Genomic DNA, 19,019 nt, shown 5'->3' on the forward strand with positions numbered 1-19,019 from the left:
CGGCCAGTAAACTTTCCAGATTCGCCGGCATGGTGTCGGCGCTCCATATGAACATCAGTTACAACTGGCTCAAGGAGCTTATTGATATAGACCTTTCGCCCGAGGAGACGGCGGCGGCATTGACCCGTGTTGGGTTGGCGGTTGAGGGCATTCACCAGCATAAGGATGATTTCGTGCTCGACATCGACCTGACGTCGAACCGGCCGGACTGCCTGTCGCATCTCGGCGTTGCGCGCGAGCTTTTGGCAGGATTCGGCAAAGCCATAGGCTCGGTCGAAAGCAGTTCCGATGATCCAGCCGATGCCGGCGCTATCCCGTTTCCCGCATTGCTTGCGCCTGAAATAGTAAACATACTCGCACCTGAGATCTGCCACCGATTCACTGCCCGTATCGTCCGCGGCGTCAAGGTCGGACCTTCGCCGCAATGGCTCGTCGATCGCCTTGAGTCTCTCGGCGAGCGGTCGATCAACAACATCGCCGACATAACAAACTATGTAATGCTCGAACTTGGCCAGCCAATGCACGCGTTCGACCTGGACAAACTGACCGAGGGCCGCATCGTCGTTCGCATGGCGCGTCAAGGTGAATCGATCACTACTCTCGATGACGTTGAGCGAACGCTTGACGCGAGTATGTTGGTCATTTGCGACGCCGAAAAACCCGTTGCGGTCGCAGGAGTCATGGGCGGATCGGCGAGCGGCATTACCGATACGACAACCAACGTTCTGATCGAGGTTGCCTACTTCATGCGCGACAGCGTCAGGCAGACATCGCGAAAACTGGATCTTGCGACCGAAGCAAGCTATCGATTCGAACGTGGCGTCGATATCGACAATCTGGTACGGGCGTCAGATCGCGCCGTCGAACTTATACGTGAATTAGCCGGCGGAGACGTTGCGGATATAGTTGACATTTTCCCAACGCGGCTTTCGGCAAAGGAGGTCGAATCACGCGACATCTCAGCGGCGGTAAAACGTCTGACCGGACTCAGCGTTTCTAACGACGAATGTTCTCATATTCTTTCATCGCTCGGCATTGATGCCGTGAGTTCGAGTGCGCTTTCAGCGATCTACCGCTCGCCGTCCTGGCGACATGACATTGCGATCGAAGAAGACCTTGTCGAAGAGATCGCCCGACACTTTGGGTATGAGAACATCGCTGACGAACTGCCGCCCGCATATGGTGCGGGTGAGTACCAAAGCAATGAGGAGCAGAAGAAGCGTGTTCGCAACTCTTTGGCAGCACTCGGCTGCATTGAAGCGATCGGCTACAGTTTCATCGATGCAGCAAACGATGGCCTATTTGAGACAGTTCCAGGCCTCGTCACACCGTCGCTTGATGAGCCATACGTGACCCTTCGCGATTCCGTTATCGAAGGCGCTGTACGGATGCGGGCGTCTCTGCTTCCCGGTCTTCTCGGGGCAGCAAAACTCAATTTCAACCATCAGAACCGCGACATCACTCTTTTTGAGTTAGGCAAAGCCTTTGCAGCCGAGAGTTCCGCCGGCAGCCTGCCGCGAGAGCGCGAACTGTTCGGGCTGGTAATGACGGGCAGCGACGTTGGAGAGGGCCGGCTTATGCCGTCTCGAGAGTTGGATTTTTTCGATGTTAAGGGAGCTGTTGAACTGGTTCTAAATGCGGTCGGTATCTCCAATGCTGCTTTCATTCCCACCGACGCAAGGCATTTGAGACGCGGTCAAGCTGCAGCAGTGATCGTTGGAGGCGTCGAAGTCGGATCTGTTGGACGGATAAACGAGGAGATCGCCGGCAATTACAAGTTTAGACAACCTGTCTATGTTGCGGAGATCGATCTTCAGGCCATTTTGGCGCAGAAAACGGAACCGGTTCGTTATGAGCCTTTACCGAAATATCCTTCGGTCCTACGCGACGTTTCGCTACTGGTGAGGCGCGACCAACGGTTCGCGTCGATCCGTTCGGTTGTTGAGTCTCTCGCGATCCCGATCTGTCAAAGTGTTGGATTTGTCGACTCTTTTCAGGGCAAAGGACTTGCGGATAATGAGAGTTCGCTGACGATCCGATTAGAATACCGCAGTGACGAACGCACTCTGACAGAAGCGGAAGTGAACGAAACTCATGCCTCGATCTTAGCCGCGCTGGAGTCAGAATTGGGCGTTCGACCGCGAATTTAGGATTTAAATCGATGTTACTTGAAGTTTGCCGAGAAAATGCAGATAATTCTTTCCACAAGTTATTACACCACACAAATTTTGGAGACAGCTAGATGAACGGCCTTACGGGAATGGAGAAATTCTCGCATCTCGAGGATAAGATTTACCTTACGATCGAGTTTGCCAAGAAAATGCGTGAAGAGAACGAAAAGATCGAGAAAGAACTTCTTGACCTTCGTCGGAACGCCAGCGTATTGGAATCGGAAAAGGCCCGTTTGGAGGAAAAGGTCGAGGACCTGCTGACGGAACGCGATGCGATCCAGCTCAAGGTCGAAGCAATGCTTGACGCGATGACCATTATCGATTCAGAGGTGGCAGAAGCGGTTGGGAGACTTCAATAAATGGAAACCGGAAAGCCAAACCCGGAATCGGCCGAGCAGACGATCCGTGTAGAGATCTACAATCAAACGTATAGTATCCGCTCTGACGGTGACAATGAATATATTCATCGCCTCGCCGAATACGTCGACAGCAAAATGCGCGATATAGCCTCCGGAACGTTGACGGTCGATTCTTTGAAGGTTGCGATACTCGCCGCGCTGCACATCGCCGACGAGTTTCATCAGCAGAAAAACCATCAACTTCAGATCGATGCCCAACTGGCTTCGAGAAGCGCGGAATGTACAGAACTTCTTGACCGCGTTTTGAAGCACAAGGATGTGATCCCGCAGGAACTGGACACCGACCAATCGATGTAGCGGACACCAGATCCGGGCATGTAGGCGGCGGCGAACGGCCGCTTTTTTTGTCTGGAAACTCTTCCCATTCCCCGAGCGAAATGCTATAGTCCTGAATTAGGCGAAGGATTATTTCTGCTGGGTTTGTTACCTGACGCACCAATAATTGAGCCAACACTTGAATTGCGGGAGGCTAATGCCGAATTCGGTGCAGACCTCGATAGGGGTTTTCCGTAGAAGGAGGCTCAGATGTTTTTCGAAACAGAAGGCCACCCACCTGATAAACCAGGTTCAATTCAAGCGTTAGGAACGGCTTTAGCGGTTACCATCGCCGAAAATCACTTGCCAAAAATGGCCGGAATTACGTTCCGGCCTTTATTGTTTTTCCATCTCGAGTTCCAGCTCTGCCCTTATTTCATCTGTCATTTTCGCTTCCTCAAGCGCAAGCGGAAGTTCTTTTGAGCGTGCGGAGAGTTTCTTGAGCGCGAGTTCGGAATTCGCCAGGCCCGAACCACGAAGCGCTGCCGCCTCGATCATCTGCAGTCTCGATTCGGCTTCGATCAGCATTTGCTTTGCGTCGGTATTTATCGCAGACAGCTTTGCTACATCTTTCTCGATCTCGCCGAGAAACTTGTCGGCATTGCTGCTTCTAAGTGACTTTAATTTCGCCTCTCGCCGCTGCGAAGTCTGCAGCTCGCGCTTTGATGACTTGATTATCCGCGTTGCGGTAAGCCGCGATGCGAGCGTTTCACGATATGCGTCTGCAAGCAAAAGATCGGTTCGCGTCAGTTCCCTCAACACACGCTTTTCGTTCGGCTTCAGCTCGCGTTTGAACCAGTCGATCTCCTCGGCTTTTATGCCGTCCGCAGCGATCCGCTCCCTTGTCTCGTCAGACCATTTCGAATATTTATAGGCGAATATTCCGGACAGGATCAATCCCTTTATCAGCCCGATCAGGGTGATCACAAAACCTAGAAACAGGATCGTCGCAGCGACCGGAGGAGTCGCTCCAAATAGGACGAAAAGCACTAGCGAGACCACGGCCGGAACGACCGTTAGGACGACCGGAGATGCGAAAGCCGCGATCTTCAGGTTCCTACCGCGAGCAAGTTCGCGGCTGCTGATGTCATATTTCGTCGGTAATTCACTCATTCGTATCGATTTACTTTACAAACTGTGCGAACTTAATTCAAACTTTCGTCATCACAAACTTTTTGGGAACCGATCACTTGTATTACTATTTCGGGACCGGGTTTGGAGGCCGTAAGGTATGACGAAGGTCGTCGTTTTCTTTTTTGCAGCCGCAGTCTCGATCTCTGGATCATTTGCAGCACAGATCCGCGCGCAACCCCCAACAAATCAGAAGGTTCGGACGGTCTCGATCCCGATCTCGATATTTACCAAACAAGAATTGCGCGAAGGTCAGGCCGAAGAGCTTCTTCAGGTCGACCAATTAACGGTCAAGGAAAATCGTGAGGAAATGACGATCCTCTCGATCCGCAGCGTTGTCGACGCTCCTCTCGCTCTCGCCGTGCTGATCCAGGACGACCTGACATCGTCATTCAATCTTCAGATCCGCGACGTCGCACGGTTCATTCGGGGCTTGCCGAAGGGCTCACGGGTCATGGTCGGATATATCAGGGGCGGATCGGTTCAGATAAGGCAGCGGTTTACTAACGACCTTGAAAACGCTGCCTCTTCGCTGCGGATCGTCACTTCAAGCAGTGTTTCTTCGCCAAGAAATCCCTTCGACGGACTGGTAGACGCCCTTAATCGATTTGATGCTTTACCGGCTGGTCGCCGTGCCGTGCTTCTCGTGTCGGACGGACTCGATCTCTCGAGCGGCATTTCCGGTGCAAGTCCCGGCCAGAGCATCGACCTTGAGCGTTCCATTCAGCGCGCTCAGCGAAAGAACGTTGCTGTCTTCGCGTTTTACTCTCCCACGGTGTTGACCGATTCGGGGAACACGCAAAGAGTCCTCTTCGGCCAGGGTTCACTCGAACGTCTTGCCGACGAGACCGGAGGCCGTGCCTTTTTCCAAGGAACTATCGCCCCGATAAGTTTCGACCCGTTTTTTCGCGAGCTAGGCGTGTTGCTTACCAGACAGTTTTTGCTTACTTACCTGTCGACAAACATGAAACGCGGATATTACAGGGTTGAGGTCACTACAACAACGCCCGATGTGAAGATCGAACATCCGAAAGGCTATTATTACCGACGATGATCGGTCTCAGGCGACCTGACGTTTACAGATCGGGCAGATCGCCACGTTCTCCTTCAGAAGTAGACCGATCCAAAAGAAAACGACCGTAAACAGCATGAGCAGGCCAAAGGTTATCCAGCCGGCGGTTGAAACGCGCCGTTCCATCACGGGCAGGAAGTTTGTGTGGCAGAACGGACAACGGTAATTGCCCGAGAGGTCTTGCGGTCCGCGGTAGGTCAGCTGCTGCAACGATTGCATAACTGGTATGTTCGCCGGGGCCGGAAATGAACTCTGTACTTGTTCCGGCGCCGTGCGTGCCTCTGCAAGCGTTTGATATTCGTCGGTTTTCCAGGCGTACGGCCTCGGCGGCTTAAAGTCGTAGCTTTCCTGTCGGCGCTCTGCAAAACGCTGACCGCAGAACCGGCAGAAGTGGCTGTTATCCGAATTCGCTTGCCCGCAATTGGTGCATTGGGTCATAAAGGGTGCAGCGTCAATTATAACTCTCACGAACTCATAAACGGGTTTGCTACCGTTAAAGTTCCCAAATCACTGGATACGCGATCAGAATCTTACTCGATCGCCAGAGCTTATCGCGGCATAAACCGATTCGACAAGCTCGACCGACTTGAAACCATCATCAGCCGTTACGAGCGGCTTTGTTCCGTTCAAGATCGAATCGATGAACGCACGGTCCTCCTGAACGTAGCCCCAACGCTCTTCTTTTTCGGTCATGTGAAATGAGAGCGTTTCAAAGTTTGCGTCCATTCCGCGGGAATCGAGCAAGCGTTCCATCTCTTCGGTCATGATCGTGCGGTGATGACAGAAGACCTCGATGCGTTCAAAGGGAAAATGCCAGCTTGCGTCCGACGAAGAGGCAAACGTGCAATGAAAGCCGCTCTTGAACTTAAAAATGATCGAAAACTCATCGAGTTCCGGGTATTCGTGCTGTGAGCCGTACGCGACCAACTCTTCGATCTCACCGAACTGAAACCGCATCATATCAAAAAGGTGGATGGTGGTCTCATAAAGAAACCCGCCGGTAACGTTGACATCGCCGGTCCAGACCGGGTTTTTCAATTCACCGCGGTTCATCTTGATGTGGGCTGAATGGGCTTTGTCGTTCTCTAGAAGTTCCCTCAGCGTCGCGTAAACAGGTGCAAAGCGACGATTATGCCCGACCTGAAACACGCCCCTTCCCGCGTTTGCCGCATCGCGTAATTCTGCGGCATCTTCTATACCGATCGCGAAAGGCTTTTCACAGAAAACATGCTTGCCTTCGGCGATCGCGTGCAGGGCGATCTCCTTGTGTGTCTTATTTGGCGAACAGACGAGCACAGCATCACAGTTCTCCATCAATTCGTCCCGCGATGAACAAACCTTGCCGCCGATGCTCTTTGCGGTCCGCACTGCCCGCTCGGGGACGATGTCGTATAGCGCTGCGATCTCTGTACGCTCGTCACGCGAATATATCCGGCCGTGAACGTTTCCTATATAACCTGTGCCAACGATGCCTATTTTGACCTTGTCCATTCAGATTTATTGTCTTTAACTGACGCTACCAGCTTCCGCCCGCGGCATACTGACCCAATCCGAGAGCCTTTTCCGCTGCCTGCTTCGCTTCGGCTGCCACAACGAACGGATCACGTTCCCAATATTCCGGACGAAATATCTCGACGCTCGCCGGGCCATCATAGCCGATCGTGTCAAGCGTTTCCTTCATCCTCGCGATCGGCAACACGCCTTCGCCGGGATAAAGCCGCTTTGAATCGTTCAATTGATCTTTTGGCAGATCTTCGGCACCGTTTATGTGGAAGATGAATAGCTTCTTCGGATCAAGAGATTCAAGAGCTTCCCACGACGAGCTTCCCGCGTAAAAATGATATGTATCGATAACGTTCCCGACGCTCTCGCGGCCGACGAGGTCAACGATCTTGCTGCCAAGGTCGAGCGTCGTCACCGAGTTCCCTGCCTCGCCGAGAAACTCGAAACCGAGCTTTATGCCGTGCGGTTCGGCGATGTCTGCAAGCTCATTAAGAACGCGGACAGATTCCGTGATCGTCTCTTCTTCGGTCTTCGGGCCTTGCCGCAAAGCTCCGGGAACCGAAAGCACATACGGGCATCCGATCGCCGCTGAGATGGCCGAAAGCTTTTCACATTCTTCCTTGATCGCGGCGTAATCCTCATCCGAACGCCACGTTATGTGCTCGAGCGTGTTTATCGACAAGACACCGATCCCCGTTTCGGCGAGTAGTGCTTTCAGTTCATCGACCGAACGCGTTGCCAGATAATCATAAAGTTTGTTCGATCTGAATTCTACTAATTCAAATCCAGCCGCCGCGGCCGAACGAATGTCGGTTTCAAGATCGGCGGTCATTGTCGTCGCTCCATTGATCGCTAATTGCATAAGAGTCCCTCGTTTACCAACTAAAATCCGATTTTAACATCATCGCAATGTGTTTGCGTAACGAAGGAGCATTGCAACCCGACCTATTGCCCAAACGTCTAACAATCGGGTAATCTTTTGTAGTAAGTTCCGCCTGCCTGCATCAAATAACATGAAGAATCTAGTTCTCATATCTGTAATCGTTGGCATTTCGGCTTCCCTCGTCAACTCGCAGTCGTCAGATGCAGCGCTTCGTCGAGCGATCGAATCTGACAATGCAGCTCGGGTCGGATCACAGGGCAAGCTGCCGACATTGCCTGTTGCCGAACACCTTGCTCGAGCCGAGACCTACATGGCCAACCGAATGTTTCCTCAGGCCCGCGAACATTGGGCAAAGGTGATGGAAGCATATCCCGATGACATCGGAATTCCGAAGGCACTTTTCGGAACCGCGCGCTCCTACATGTGGGAACGCGAGTATCTGAAGGCGGTCGAGTGGTTCGATCGTCTGACAAAAGATCACCTTGACACGAAAGATGGCCGTGAGGGGCTCGCGTTCAAGGGTGCGAGCTACGTTCGTGCAGGCCGTAATCTGGAAGCTGCGCAGGTCTACGAACAGTACGTCGCGATGTTTCCGGAGGGCGAAAAGATCGAATCGGCTCATCTGAATATCATCGACGCATATCGCGAAGCCGGTGAATACGCAAAAGCGACCGATTGGGTGAACAAGACCGTTCTCGCCTTTACAGGAAAGCCGACCGAGGCCAATGCGTTGCAGGCTAAGGCCCGAATGGAGATCCATCGAGGCCAATGGGCCGAGGCGATCGCAGCGGCCGATTCTCTTCTTTCTCTTTCGTCCTTTCGCGGTTCGATGACGTCAGCCGAAGAGGCTCGATATCTAAAAGCGCTTGCCTTGGAAAAATCTGGCAAAAGGTCCGAAGCAAATGCGGCTTATGCATCGATCCCGAATACGCTCACCTCATATTATGGCGGCATTGCGGCCGAAAAGCTCGCCGGCGGCAAGGTCGAAAAGATAGCCGATGTTACGCCGCGTTTATACGCCGATTATCCCGTGATGTTCGGCCCCCAAGTACTCAGGCACTCGGCAAAACAAAATATCGATCCCCGGTTCGTACTCGCTATTATGAAGCAGGAAAGCTCGTTCAAAGCGAACGCTAAGTCTCCTGCAGGAGCTCGCGGGGCTCGTCCAACTCGTCTTTGATACGGCGATAAAGTACAAAGATGAGGCTCGTTACCCCAACCTCAAACCGGACGACCTGTATGACCCGGAGACAAATCTTGCGATCGGATCGATCTATATACGCGAATTGAAGAACGAGTTCGGCGGTATGTATGAAGTGATCGCCGCAAGCTACAATGCCGGTGAAGACAATGCTCTTAGGTGGCTAGCGCGTACCAAACCACGTGAATCGGGGGTATTTGCATCGGAGGTCGGATTTGCCGAAACCAAGAACTATGTATTCAAGGTGATGAACAACTACCGCGTCTATCGAGAGCTTTATGACGAAAAGCTCAACCGGCGATAGCGCTCAATCCCATGCCTCGCCGCCCCGCTCGACGTAGTATCCGGCGGCTTTCAGGCGCTCCTGCAGTTGCTGGCCGTGTTCCTCATCCCGGACCTCGAGGATCGTTTCGATCCCTACGCTTCCCAGCGGCGCCAGCCAGATAGCTCTCTGATGATAGACCTCGATCACGTTCGCGTGATTTTCAGCGACGATACGCAGCATTCCCGCAAGCGATCCCGGACGGTCCGGAACTAAAACTTTCAGAATGATATAACGCCCGTTGCGTACGAGCACCTGTTCGATGATGCGGGCAAGCAGATTGCCGTCGATATTTCCGCCGCATAGCACAGCGCAAACTCGATCTTCAGGTTTCAGCTTGACCTTTCCGGCGATCAAGGCGGCGACACCGGCCGCTCCGGCGCCTTCGACGACCAGGTGCGCGTTCTGCGCAAGGTGAAATATCGCGTCCGATATTTCCTCTTCGCTGACCTCGACCAGCTCATCGACCTTATCTTTGATGATGGCCAGAGTACGCTCAGCCGGACGCTTTATCGCGATCCCGTCAGCTATCGTCGGTTTGTAATCGATCTCGACCGGTTTTCCCGCCGCCAGCGATGCCTTTACAGGCGCAACATTCGCCGCCTGGACACCTATCACGCGGACGTTTGGTATCAATTCCTTCACGGCGATCGCAATACCTGAAATTATCCCGCCCCCGCCGATCGGAACGACAACGACCGTCACATCGCCTCGAGACTCGGCTATTTCAAGCCCGATAGTGCCCTGGCCGGCAATTATTTTGTCATCATCAAACGCATGGACATAAGTGAATCCATGTTCCTGCTGTAGGGAACGCGAGTGATCGACCGCTTCGTCGAAAGTGACGCCCTGCATTATCACTTCGGCACCGAGTGCCTTGGTGGCAACGATCTTTGTCAGCGGCGCAAATTCAGGCAGAACGATGGTCGCTTTGATGCCGTTGAGCTTTGCCGCAAGCGCAACGCCCTGCGCATGGTTCCCGGCGGAGGCCGTTATAACCCCTCGCGACTTCTCTTCATCCGATAACTGCGAGATCTTGTTAAACGCCCCGCGGATCTTGAAAGAACCGGCCCGCTGGAGGTTTTCGGCCTTCAAATAGATCCTCGAACCGATCGAATTCGTCAGCTTTTCGTCCTTGATGATCGGTGTTGTGTGTACGACCTCGCCGATCCTTTTTCGGGCGGAAATAATGTCTGTGATGCTAACCGTCATGTTGCGTTGAATTATAAGACAACTATCGCAAAATCATAATTGGAAATTCGGATTTGAGGTTTGCCGGGCAAGTTCGCGGCGGATGTTAATGGCGCTTTTTTCGAAAGCGATCTGGAACGGCGATTCGATAGATCTTAAGCGAGCCGGGTCGAAGCAGTCTGAGCGCAATAAGAACAGGACGCCCGGCCGGAACAAAGGTTAGATATATGAAGTAGACCTGAGGTTATGTACTGCGGAATTAGAAGAGAGATCTGTGCCCTGGCCGAGCGTCCTGTTCAGTTGTCAATTTGTATCTGTTGCTTCCTACGACACCATTGCGTTGGAAGTTCGATTTATTCCATCCTTTAACGCGACTTCCGATCGAATTTCGTATCATCCGCGGCCCAATCATTTAGACGCAGCCATCCGGAATTTACGGACATGCTCGTGTTGGTTTCGAAATCGACCGGAAGTCCTGCAAATTTTCCCGATAATCGGATATATTAGATTCAGCAAGAATACGGAGGACAATATGGAGATAATTGGCGGACTTGGAGCAATTTTTCTGCTTTTCCTGGGAATCGCACTTCTGACCATTGCGTGGAAGACGGTCAAGATCGTGCCCCAGTCAAGTGTCTTGTTGATCGAACGGCTAGGAAAGTTTCACCGTGTGGCGTCGAGCGGCCTGAATATCATTGTCCCGTTCTTTGAATCGCCGCGAGCGGTGTATTGGACGAACGTAAGGCCCGGGATCACGTCCATCGACCTTCGTGAACAGTATATCGACCTTCCGCCGCAACCGGTCATTACACGCGACAATGTCACGATCAACGTAGACTCGGTCGTCTATTGGATGATCACGGACCCGATCAAATCGGTTTACGAGATCAACGATCTGGTCGGTAGTCTGGTTCAATTGACGATCACCGGCATGCGATCGGTAATGGGCGAAATGGACCTCGACCACACCCTTTCGAATCGCGACGCGATAAACTCGAAGCTTCGGTTGATCCTCGATGAAGCAACCGACAAATGGGGTGTAAAGGTGACCCGCGTCGACGTCAAGAACATCAATCCTCCCGAAGATGTCCGCATCACGATGGAGAAGCAGATGACGGCCGAACGAAATCGCCGCGCTTTGATCCTTCAGGCCGAGGGCGATAAGCAGGCCGCAATTACGCGTGCCGAAGGCGAAAAGCAGGCCGCAGTTACTCGTTCAGAGGGCAACAAACAGTCTGCGATCCTCGACGCTGAAGGTGCTGCTCAAGCACGCCTCACGGCAGCTAATGCCGAGGCACAGGCTATCGCCCAGATCGCCAAGGCGATCGGCAGCGCCGAGCAGACCGCGCAATACCTTATAACCTCACGATACGTCGATTCGCTGCGTGATATGACGCGAACACAGAATTCGAAAGTGATCTTTATGCCGATGGAAACGTCCACAATGCTCTCGAGTATCGGAGCGATCAAGGAAGTACTCGCCGAAACGGGCGAGAAAAAGGAAGAACTGCCAGCTCCGCCTCGCAGCCCGCGAGAACTTAATCGGTAGTGGTAGTTTCGTGTAGGAGGCTTGATCTTGTGCGATCTACATTTGTAACCATGCTGAAGCTTTTAGGTATAGTGTTGAGTCTCGGTGTCATGGCTGTCCTGGTTGCAGCCTATTCCTACGGCTTTATTTTCAACCCGTCTCCGGCCGAACGGGTCAAGGAAAGTTCGATGTACGAATTCACGTTGAAGGATATTGACGGAAATGACGTCAAGCTCGATGCATACAAAGGCAAAGTGGTGATGCTGGTAAATACCGCCAGCCGGTGCGGACTTACCTCGCAATACGAAGGGCTGCAAGGCATCTTCGATAAATACAAGGAGAAGGGCTTTACTGTCCTCGGCTTCCCTGCCAACAACTTTCTTGGTCAGGAGCCCGGGACCGAGAAGGAGATAAAGGAATTTTGCACCCTCAATTACAAGGTCAGCTTTCCAATGTTCAGCAAGATCTCGGTAAAGGGTTCGGATCAGCATCCACTCTACCGCTTTCTTACCCATAAGGAAACCAATCCCGGCTTTGACGGCGACATCGCATGGAACTTCGAGAAGTTTCTTGCAGATAGGGACGGCAAGATCATCGCTCGTTTCAGCCCGAGCACGCTGCCTACCGATCCGGAGGTGGTAGCGAAGATCGAGTCGGCACTCGCGGCCAAGTAGACAGCCTGGCGTCTATTGCCGCCGGGCATTCGATCGAGATCCGGAGCGTCGTCCAGCTGCCGGGTCTTTTTCGTTTTTTGCAGCCATCGGTTCTGATATCGGCATCTGATAAACTGCTTCCTGACCATATTATGAAGTTGATCAAGATCGCTCTTTTTTTGATATTTCTTGCCCTGGCCACACTTGCCGGTTTTGGATATTGGCTGAACGCGACGTTGAAAACACCCCGCGAACATCAGCGAACGGGCGAGTTCATCACCATCGAGCGTGGCTCGACACCCGCTCAGATCATCGCCAAGCTCAATGGCGAAGGTATCGTCGGCGAACAGATGCCGCTGTTGCTTTACCTCAGGTTGTTTGGCGATGCGTCCAAATTGCAGGCCGGCGAGTACACCTTCCCGTCACCGATCACGCCGATCGATGCGCTGAAACTGCTCGAAAAAGGTTCTGTAAAAACAACGCGGCTGGTAATCCCTGAGGGCTTTACTCGGTTCGACATTGCAAAGCGGATCGAGCAGCAATTCCCTCAGGAACCGCCGATGACCGAAGATCAGATACTCTTGCTGATGGCGGACACCTCGTTGATCAAAGATCTGGCCCCCGAAGCACGTAATCTCGAGGGATATATCTATCCCGCGACATACGAGCTGCCGCCCGACGCAACGCCGGCCGACATCCTCCGAAAGGGCGTCGAGCAATTCAAGAAAGTCTGGAAGCCTGAATGGAACGAACGGGCACGCCAGCTTGGCCGGACGCCCCACGAGATAGTCACGATCGCATCTCTGATCGAGACCGAGTCGCCGGTCGAGAGCGAACGTCCCGTAGTCGCTTCGGTCATCTACAATCGTCTTGCAAAGAACATCCCGCTCGGCATTGACCAAACGGCCGTTTATATCGCCAAGATGGAAAAGCGGTGGGACGGCACGATCCACAAAAGCGATCTCGAATCAACATCGCCCTACAACACGCGGAAATACGGCGGCATTCCTCCCGGCCCGATCTCTAGCGTCTCTGAGAGTGCGATACAGGCCGCGTTGAATCCGGTCCAAACGGATTACATCTTCTATGTCCTGAACGTTGCAAAGAATGACGGGTCGCACCACTTCTATGCCTCCGCCGCCGAATTCGAACGCGGCAAAGCTGAATATCAGAAGTGGCTGGCGGAGCAGCGCAGGTTGAAACGCGAGGGCTCGGCCCAATGATAAAACTTCTCGCCCTCGACCTGGACGGAACAGTACTTGATTCGCGTGGCAACATCCCCGCAGCGAACATGGAGGCTATCCGCGCGGCCGAAGACAACGGCGTGCTGGTCACAATTGCGACCGGTCGGAGGTTTCGCGATGCACGCCCGATAGGCCAGCGTCTGGCGCTGAATGCTCCTCTGATCACACACAACGGAGCTCTTCTCAAGTTTGCCGATAGTCTCGAGACCGTCGATTTTTCGCTGCTTCCGGCATCGATCTCGACCGAGATAATACGTGTAGGTAAGAAGTTTGGCGGCGATGCTTTGCTCAGTGCGGATCCCCATGGAAAAGGAATTCTTCTGTACGACCGTATCTCGGACGACAACGTCCCGCTGCAAAAATATGTTCAATGGTCAAAGACGATGCACGGCAGTGAAGCGGAAGAATCCGTTCACCACGTTCATCTGCTCGAAGATGTGATCGCAGACCACGAAGTGATACATATCTCATTCTCAGGCGGCTGCGAGCGAATGGCTGAAATGCAATCCATTTTGGCGGGCGAGCTTGGCGACACGGTCACATTGTTGGCTACCGTTTACCCGCGGCTTGATTTCACGCTTCTCGATATTCTGCCGGACAACGCATCCAAGGGAACCGGGGTTGCCAAACTTGCCGAACGCCACGGCATAGCCCGTGACGAGGTGATGGCGATCGGTGATAACTTTAACGACGTCGAAATGCTCGAATTCGCCGGAACCGCGGTCGTGATGGGAAACGCCGATCCGAGTCTGCTTGAACGAGACGATCTTTTAGCAACGCTCAGCAATGACGAGAATGGAGTTGCCGCCGCTATTGACCGATTTATATTCGGAAAGTCGTAGGCCGAAATCCCGAATTAGCCTTTCGGTCCCAATCGTGCTAACTTTTTTGTTTTGTAACAAACCTATTTTAGGAGCAAGTAATGAGCAATCGAACTGCAGTAATTGAGACCAACAAAGGAACGATAAAGTTTGAACTATTGGAACAGGACGCACCGAAAACGACCGAGAATTTTCGCCTCTTGTCCGAACGCAATTATTACGACGGCGTGATTTTTCATCGGGTCATCAAGAACTTCATGATCCAGGGCGGCGACCCGCTTGGCGAGGGCTACGGCGGCGAATCGGCCTGGGGCGGAAGATTTGATGACGAGATCGACCGAGGTTCCGATCTTTATTCGGGCGTCTACGAAAAAGGGACCGTTGCAATGGCTAATGCCGGGCCGAATACCAACGGATCGCAGTTTTTCATAATGCATATCGATTACCCTCTGCCCCCGAGCTACACAAAGTTTGGCAAAGTGATCGAGGGCCAGTCCGTCGTCGATGCGATCGCTGAGGTTGCAACGCATCCCGGCGATAAACCGGTCGAACAGATCGTTATGAACCGCGTCTATATTGAGGAACCCGCCAGTTAATGCGGGCGGTTCTCCAACGTGTCTCTCGAGCCAGAGTAATAGTCGATGACGAGACTACCGGCGAGATCCGGCGCGGTTTACTGATTCTGCTCGGCGTCTCGGTAAACGACACCGAGCGGGAAGCAGATACGCTGGTTGAAAAGATCTTGAACCTTCGGATATTCGAAGACTCCGATGGCAAAATGAATCTCTCGTTGATCGACACAAACGGCGGATTACTTGTCGTTTCTCAATTTACGCTTTATGCCGATTCGCGAAAGGGGCGCAGGCCGTCGTTCATTGATGCGGCTCGGCCCGAGGACGCGAATCGGCTGTATGAATACTTCATTGCGAAAGCTCGAGAGCGGACCGAAAATGTCCGAACCGGCCGTTTTCAGGCAATGATGGAGGTCGAGCTCGTGAACGATGGGCCTGTGACCATTATCCTCGACACCGATCAGCTAAAATGAAAAGTCTTATGAGAATAGCAGCTTTCTCCTTCTTTGCCATCGTTTTGATTTCTTTGACCGCATGCGACCCCAAACCTGCGGCAAACAGCAGTTCGACATCTGAGGTCAAGAAAGGTGTTGCCCCGGTCGCCGATAACGAGATCGCGGTGATCGAAATGGAAAATACCCCGGCATATGGCACGATCAAGATCGAACTCTACTCGAACATCGCGCCGAAGATGGTCGCACGGTTCAAAGAGCTCGCCCGTGAAGGTTTTTATGACGGCGTCACATTTCACCGCATCAACCAGTCGGTGATCCAAAGCGGTGATCCAAATTCAAAGGACAATGACCCGACCAACGACGGACAGGGCGGTTCGCCAAAGCCCAACGTTCCGGCGGAATTCTCGGATATACCGTATAACACCGCGATCGTAGGCGCTGCTCGCGGCACAGACGTCAATTCGGCAAACTCCCAGTTTTTTATCACCTTGAAACGTGAGTCCGGATTTGATAACCGTTATACGGTCTTCGGTAAGGTCATTGAAGGCATGAACAATGTTCGTACCATCTCGGGCGTTCAGCCACGCGAAGGTGAACGGCCGGTCGAAGCGGTGAAGATAAAAACGATCCGTATTGAACCAAAGAGCTGAAACACGTAAAATACGCGTAGGCTCGCGTAGCTCAGTGGATAGAGCGCTTCCCTCCGGAGGAAGAAGTCGCAGGTTCGACTCCTGCCGCGAGTACCAGTATCACGAAAAAAGGGCGTCCATTGCGGACGCCCTTTTCTTTGATCGTCTGAATTGATCAACGGACCTTCAGCATCGGGTCGCCGATCAGCGTCCACGAAAGCCGAACATCGATTCCGCCGGGGATCGTTGATTTGGCATCCCTGATCAGATCGCCCATTCGCGGGATATTGCCGGCACCGAGCTGGTTGTAGAACCGCTGTGCCATGACCTCCTGTACGTCCGGCGTCGTGAGCCCCGTTGATGCCCACGCTGCAACACCTCCTCCGTTGTTCGAGAAGAGAAGCGTTTCAGCAAGACTGTCATTATCGATGCTTATAAAGAAACCATTGAGACAGGTCAGCATCGTGTAAACAGCTTCATTGCCCGGGTTATTGACGCACTGCGTTTGGCCGTTCGTGCAGGTCACGTTGAATATCGAAAAGAACGACAATGCCGCCCAACCGCCGGTGGTGCCATGCCCTGCATAGTTCACAAAGAACTTGCCCGAATTGATCGCCGAAACAAGTGTTGCCTGCGAATTTTGCTGGCCGCGGCCAACCATTGTCGCCGGTGCACCGGCAGGGAGTTGGTTTCTGATCCGGTTGCTCATGCCCTCAAAATCGTAACCGTCCGGCAGGTCGTAGGCAAAGAGGGTGCCGCGATCGAGCGGATTAACGAGAGCTGCTTCCCAATTGGTCACTTTTGCAAGCGTACTAGTGACCGTTTGCCCGCTCCGCACCGGGATGCGGCCGACTGCGATCTCGGCAAGGCCGTCGCTGTTAAAGTCCGCCAGATATTCGTCGCTCGGGGTTTCGGTAAATATCGTGTTTACCGATCTGGTCGGGATATAATTGTGATAGCCGAAACCGCGGTAGTTTCGAGGATCAAAGAATGCGTCGCCAACGATCAGGGCGTACTGCGGCTGAACCTGCCAGGACGTATAGGCGTACTGAAGGAACAACTTCACAGCATCAGAGCTTAGAACGCCGTAGTTAAACTCGTCATAGATCTCATCTACATTAACGGTCTTGACCGTGATGCCCTGTCCGCGCCGATAGTTGGCCCAAGCTTCAGCCTCGGCCATCCAATTCTTATAAGAAATGATGACGAGGCTTGCCGCTTCGTTGGGAACGCCGATCAACACCGGATCGAACGGAACTATCGAAACCGGTGAAAGCATCGATGACGTGGTTGTAGCATGCAGCACACGGCCGCGAGCAGCCGGAAGATTGACGAAGAATGTTCCGCCGTCAACCTCGATCGGCAAATTGATCAGTTCGGTCGGTGTGCTCTCGGCGCCGATATCGAGAATACGAATATCCGAACTTGCAAAGCCTGATACTTTTGCCGAACGGTTGTTCTGAGTGAAGAAGTAGATCTTGTTTTGCTCGGTCTCGTGACGTCGGTTGAAAGAGATCTCAAGCGAGTCGAAGAAGCTTGAGTCGCCTGTCGGCCCGGCGGACCGGAGCAGCAGGCTGTTGGCGCCCTCCCGCAGATACGATGTCGGGACTGTCAAGGTCGTCGAATACGGTGCCTGGCCGGCACTCGCTGCCGGAGTAAGAACCTCTCCGTTAAGGGTCATTGCCATGCTGTGAACGCCCTGCGAAAAACCCTGGAAGGCGACCTTAATCGTTGACTCGGGACGCGAAAAGTCGACGCCGGTCAGCGTGAAATTGACGGTAGAACCGCTCGAGGTCACTATCCTGCCCCAGAAATTCTCGGCGTGTCCATTGCGAATATTATTCGTAAAATTCGTCCGTTCCCGAAGCTTGAATGTCTGCGGGTAGCTTTGGGCAACCACATTTGAGGTGCCCGGTCGGACAACCCGTGTTCCGATCCTCTTTCCCGGTGTCGCTGCGTTTATCAAAAAGTAAGCCCGTGTATCGCTGTCGGGCGTGTCGACACCGCGACCGAAGAACTCAATGTAATCGCCGTTCGGGCCGACAATTATCGATTGTTCGACGCCATGATCGTACAACTGCCAAAGCGCCGGATCGGCATTGACATTAAAGCCGCCGCTTTGCAGTTCAGCACGCGTCACCCGATAAAAACCCTCTTTTCTGACCCCTATCCGAACTCCGTTTTGTGAAATGACCCAACGATGCATGTCAGGATCAGGTACAAGCGAGTTCTCAGCCACTTCTGTTTGCAGTTCTTTGGTCAAGGCGAGATCCGCACCAAAAACGTTTCGATTCTGGTCAGCGGTCGTTTTGCGGGAATTCCAATCGTTTACGAGAGCGCTTGCCAGCCCCGATTCGACAACGGGAGTTCCATTGGTGCGCAACCGTCGGCCGTCCATTCCAATGCTCTCTATGAAGTAGATCGATTCGCTGGTTCCCTCTGGGTCGTAAACCGAGTATCTGAGCCCTCTCACCGCTTGTTGACCATAAAGCAGGGCCGAACCACCGACCGGTTCATCGGTGATACGAGCCTTACCGCGGCCATCAACACGGAAGACGTCGAAGCCGAGGTTATCCCGTTCGACCGACATCTGCCATCGGACAAAAATGCCCCGACCGTCCGTCATCGCTTCGACGCTTTCAAATCCCGTCATGTCCAAAGTGGTCGTGGTTGCGGCCTGACGGCTCTTTGGCTCGCCTCCGCGGACAACGCGCTGGGCTGAAAGATCAAGAACTCCGGCGAGCGTCAATGTAAAAATGATCGAGATCGAAAATGCTTTTCTCATGTCTAAAACCCCTTTGGAAGATCCGGAAACAACGCTTTGAATTGGTTATTTCGATTAAATTACTACTTCTGGCCGCAAAAGGGAATATTTTTTGCGGCCGCTATCAGTATTATGAAGGAATCGT

19 protein-coding genes and 1 tRNA gene are annotated in these 19,019 nt (G+C 53.0%); 14 read left to right on the forward strand and 6 right to left on the reverse strand.

Annotated features, from left to right (window positions below; translation table 11 throughout):
• The first annotated feature begins 47 nt into the window (after positions 1-47).
• From IPM28_04005 to IPM28_04015, 3 genes are all read left to right on the forward strand, one after another.
• Positions 48-2,150 carry a phenylalanine--tRNA ligase subunit beta gene (locus tag IPM28_04005; protein ID MBK9172156.1) on the forward strand — a complete coding sequence of 701 codons (2,103 nt, stop codon included), beginning with the start codon at positions 48-50 and terminating at the stop codon, positions 2,148-2,150.
• Between the two features lie 92 nt (positions 2,151-2,242).
• Positions 2,243-2,530, forward strand: a complete 288-nt coding sequence (locus tag IPM28_04010; protein ID MBK9172157.1) for a hypothetical protein — start codon at positions 2,243-2,245, stop codon at positions 2,528-2,530.
• Positions 2,531-2,887, forward strand: a complete 357-nt coding sequence (locus tag IPM28_04015; protein ID MBK9172158.1) for a cell division protein ZapA — start codon at positions 2,531-2,533, stop codon at positions 2,885-2,887. It abuts the gene before it with no gap.
• A 354-nt stretch (positions 2,888-3,241) separates the two neighbouring features.
• Here IPM28_04015 and IPM28_04020 read toward each other — a convergent pair whose 3' ends face one another.
• The gene (locus IPM28_04020) at positions 3,242-4,018 is read right to left on the reverse strand and encodes a hypothetical protein (protein ID MBK9172159.1); all 777 of its coding nucleotides are present in this window, start codon (positions 4,016-4,018) and stop codon (positions 3,242-3,244) included.
• Between the two features lie 118 nt (positions 4,019-4,136).
• On the opposite strand from IPM28_04020, the gene IPM28_04025 reads away from it, so the two are divergent.
• Positions 4,137-5,090 carry a hypothetical protein gene (locus IPM28_04025; protein ID MBK9172160.1) on the forward strand — a complete coding sequence of 318 codons (954 nt, stop codon included), beginning with the start codon at positions 4,137-4,139 and terminating at the stop codon, positions 5,088-5,090.
• Between the two features lie 6 nt (positions 5,091-5,096).
• Here IPM28_04025 and IPM28_04030 read toward each other — a convergent pair whose 3' ends face one another.
• The 3 genes from IPM28_04030 to IPM28_04040 all read right to left on the reverse strand — a co-directional run bounded on the left by IPM28_04030 (position 5,097) and on the right by IPM28_04040 (position 7,473).
• On the reverse strand, positions 5,097-5,546 hold the full coding sequence (locus tag IPM28_04030) for an LITAF-like zinc ribbon domain-containing protein (protein MBK9172161.1): 450 nt from the start codon (positions 5,544-5,546) through the stop codon (positions 5,097-5,099).
• 84 nt (positions 5,547-5,630) lie between these two features.
• Positions 5,631-6,599 carry a Gfo/Idh/MocA family oxidoreductase gene (locus tag IPM28_04035; protein MBK9172162.1) on the reverse strand — a complete coding sequence of 323 codons (969 nt, stop codon included), beginning with the start codon at positions 6,597-6,599 and terminating at the stop codon, positions 5,631-5,633.
• 25 nt (positions 6,600-6,624) lie between these two features.
• Complete coding sequence (locus tag IPM28_04040) at positions 6,625-7,473, reverse strand: sugar phosphate isomerase/epimerase (GenBank protein MBK9172163.1); 849 nt, start codon at positions 7,471-7,473, stop codon at positions 6,625-6,627.
• Positions 7,474-7,624: 151 nt separating this feature from the next.
• Here IPM28_04040 and IPM28_04045 point away from each other — a divergent pair, with 151 nt between their 5' ends.
• Both IPM28_04045 and IPM28_04050 read left to right on the forward strand, forming a co-directional pair.
• Positions 7,625-8,674: a tetratricopeptide repeat protein gene (locus IPM28_04045; GenBank protein MBK9172164.1), complete on the forward strand. Its 1,050-nt coding sequence runs from the start codon at positions 7,625-7,627 to the stop codon at positions 8,672-8,674.
• A complete protein-coding gene (locus IPM28_04050; GenBank protein MBK9172165.1) occupies positions 8,637-8,999 on the forward strand; it encodes a transglycosylase SLT domain-containing protein in 363 nt (120 codons plus the stop codon). Before IPM28_04045 ends, IPM28_04050 begins: the two co-directional genes overlap by 38 nt.
• Before the next feature lie 3 nt (positions 9,000-9,002).
• Here IPM28_04050 and IPM28_04055 read toward each other — a convergent pair whose 3' ends face one another.
• Complete coding sequence (locus tag IPM28_04055; protein ID MBK9172166.1) at positions 9,003-10,229, reverse strand: threonine ammonia-lyase; 1,227 nt, start codon at positions 10,227-10,229, stop codon at positions 9,003-9,005.
• 511 nt (positions 10,230-10,740) lie between these two features.
• Between IPM28_04055 and IPM28_04060 the strand changes: the two genes are divergently transcribed.
• The 8 genes from IPM28_04060 to IPM28_04095 all read left to right on the forward strand — a co-directional run bounded on the left by IPM28_04060 (position 10,741) and on the right by IPM28_04095 (position 16,227).
• On the forward strand, positions 10,741-11,757 hold the full coding sequence (locus IPM28_04060) for an SPFH/Band 7/PHB domain protein (GenBank protein MBK9172167.1): 1,017 nt from the start codon (positions 10,741-10,743) through the stop codon (positions 11,755-11,757).
• An 89-nt stretch (positions 11,758-11,846) separates the two neighbouring features.
• Positions 11,847-12,410, forward strand: coding sequence for a glutathione peroxidase (locus tag IPM28_04065; GenBank protein MBK9172168.1), 564 nt, complete (start codon positions 11,847-11,849; stop codon positions 12,408-12,410).
• Positions 12,411-12,541: 131 nt separating this feature from the next.
• The gene (gene mltG, locus IPM28_04070) at positions 12,542-13,612 is read left to right on the forward strand and encodes an endolytic transglycosylase MltG (protein MBK9172169.1); all 1,071 of its coding nucleotides are present in this window, start codon (positions 12,542-12,544) and stop codon (positions 13,610-13,612) included.
• Positions 13,609-14,475: an HAD family phosphatase gene (locus IPM28_04075; GenBank protein MBK9172170.1), complete on the forward strand. Its 867-nt coding sequence runs from the start codon at positions 13,609-13,611 to the stop codon at positions 14,473-14,475. Before mltG ends, IPM28_04075 begins: the two co-directional genes overlap by 4 nt.
• An 80-nt stretch (positions 14,476-14,555) precedes the next feature.
• Positions 14,556-15,050 (forward strand): peptidylprolyl isomerase, encoded by a 495-nt coding sequence (locus tag IPM28_04080; GenBank protein MBK9172171.1) that lies wholly within the window; start codon positions 14,556-14,558, stop codon positions 15,048-15,050.
• Positions 15,050-15,499, forward strand: a complete 450-nt coding sequence (locus tag IPM28_04085; GenBank protein MBK9172172.1) for a D-tyrosyl-tRNA(Tyr) deacylase — start codon at positions 15,050-15,052, stop codon at positions 15,497-15,499. Before IPM28_04080 ends, IPM28_04085 begins: the two co-directional genes overlap by 1 nt.
• A gap of 8 nt (positions 15,500-15,507) precedes the next feature.
• Complete coding sequence (locus IPM28_04090) at positions 15,508-16,131, forward strand: peptidylprolyl isomerase (protein ID MBK9172173.1); 624 nt, start codon at positions 15,508-15,510, stop codon at positions 16,129-16,131.
• 20 nt (positions 16,132-16,151) lie between these two features.
• Positions 16,152-16,227 (forward strand) — tRNA-Arg (locus IPM28_04095).
• 58 nt (positions 16,228-16,285) lie between these two features.
• Here IPM28_04095 and IPM28_04100 read toward each other — a convergent pair.
• Complete coding sequence (locus tag IPM28_04100; protein MBK9172174.1) at positions 16,286-18,895, reverse strand: hypothetical protein; 2,610 nt, start codon at positions 18,893-18,895, stop codon at positions 16,286-16,288.
• Positions 18,896-19,019 lie beyond the last annotated feature (124 nt).

It is taken from the genome of Chloracidobacterium sp. (assembly GCA_016716305.1).
In the GTDB taxonomy this organism is placed as follows: Bacteria; Acidobacteriota; Blastocatellia; order Pyrinomonadales; family Pyrinomonadaceae; genus OLB17.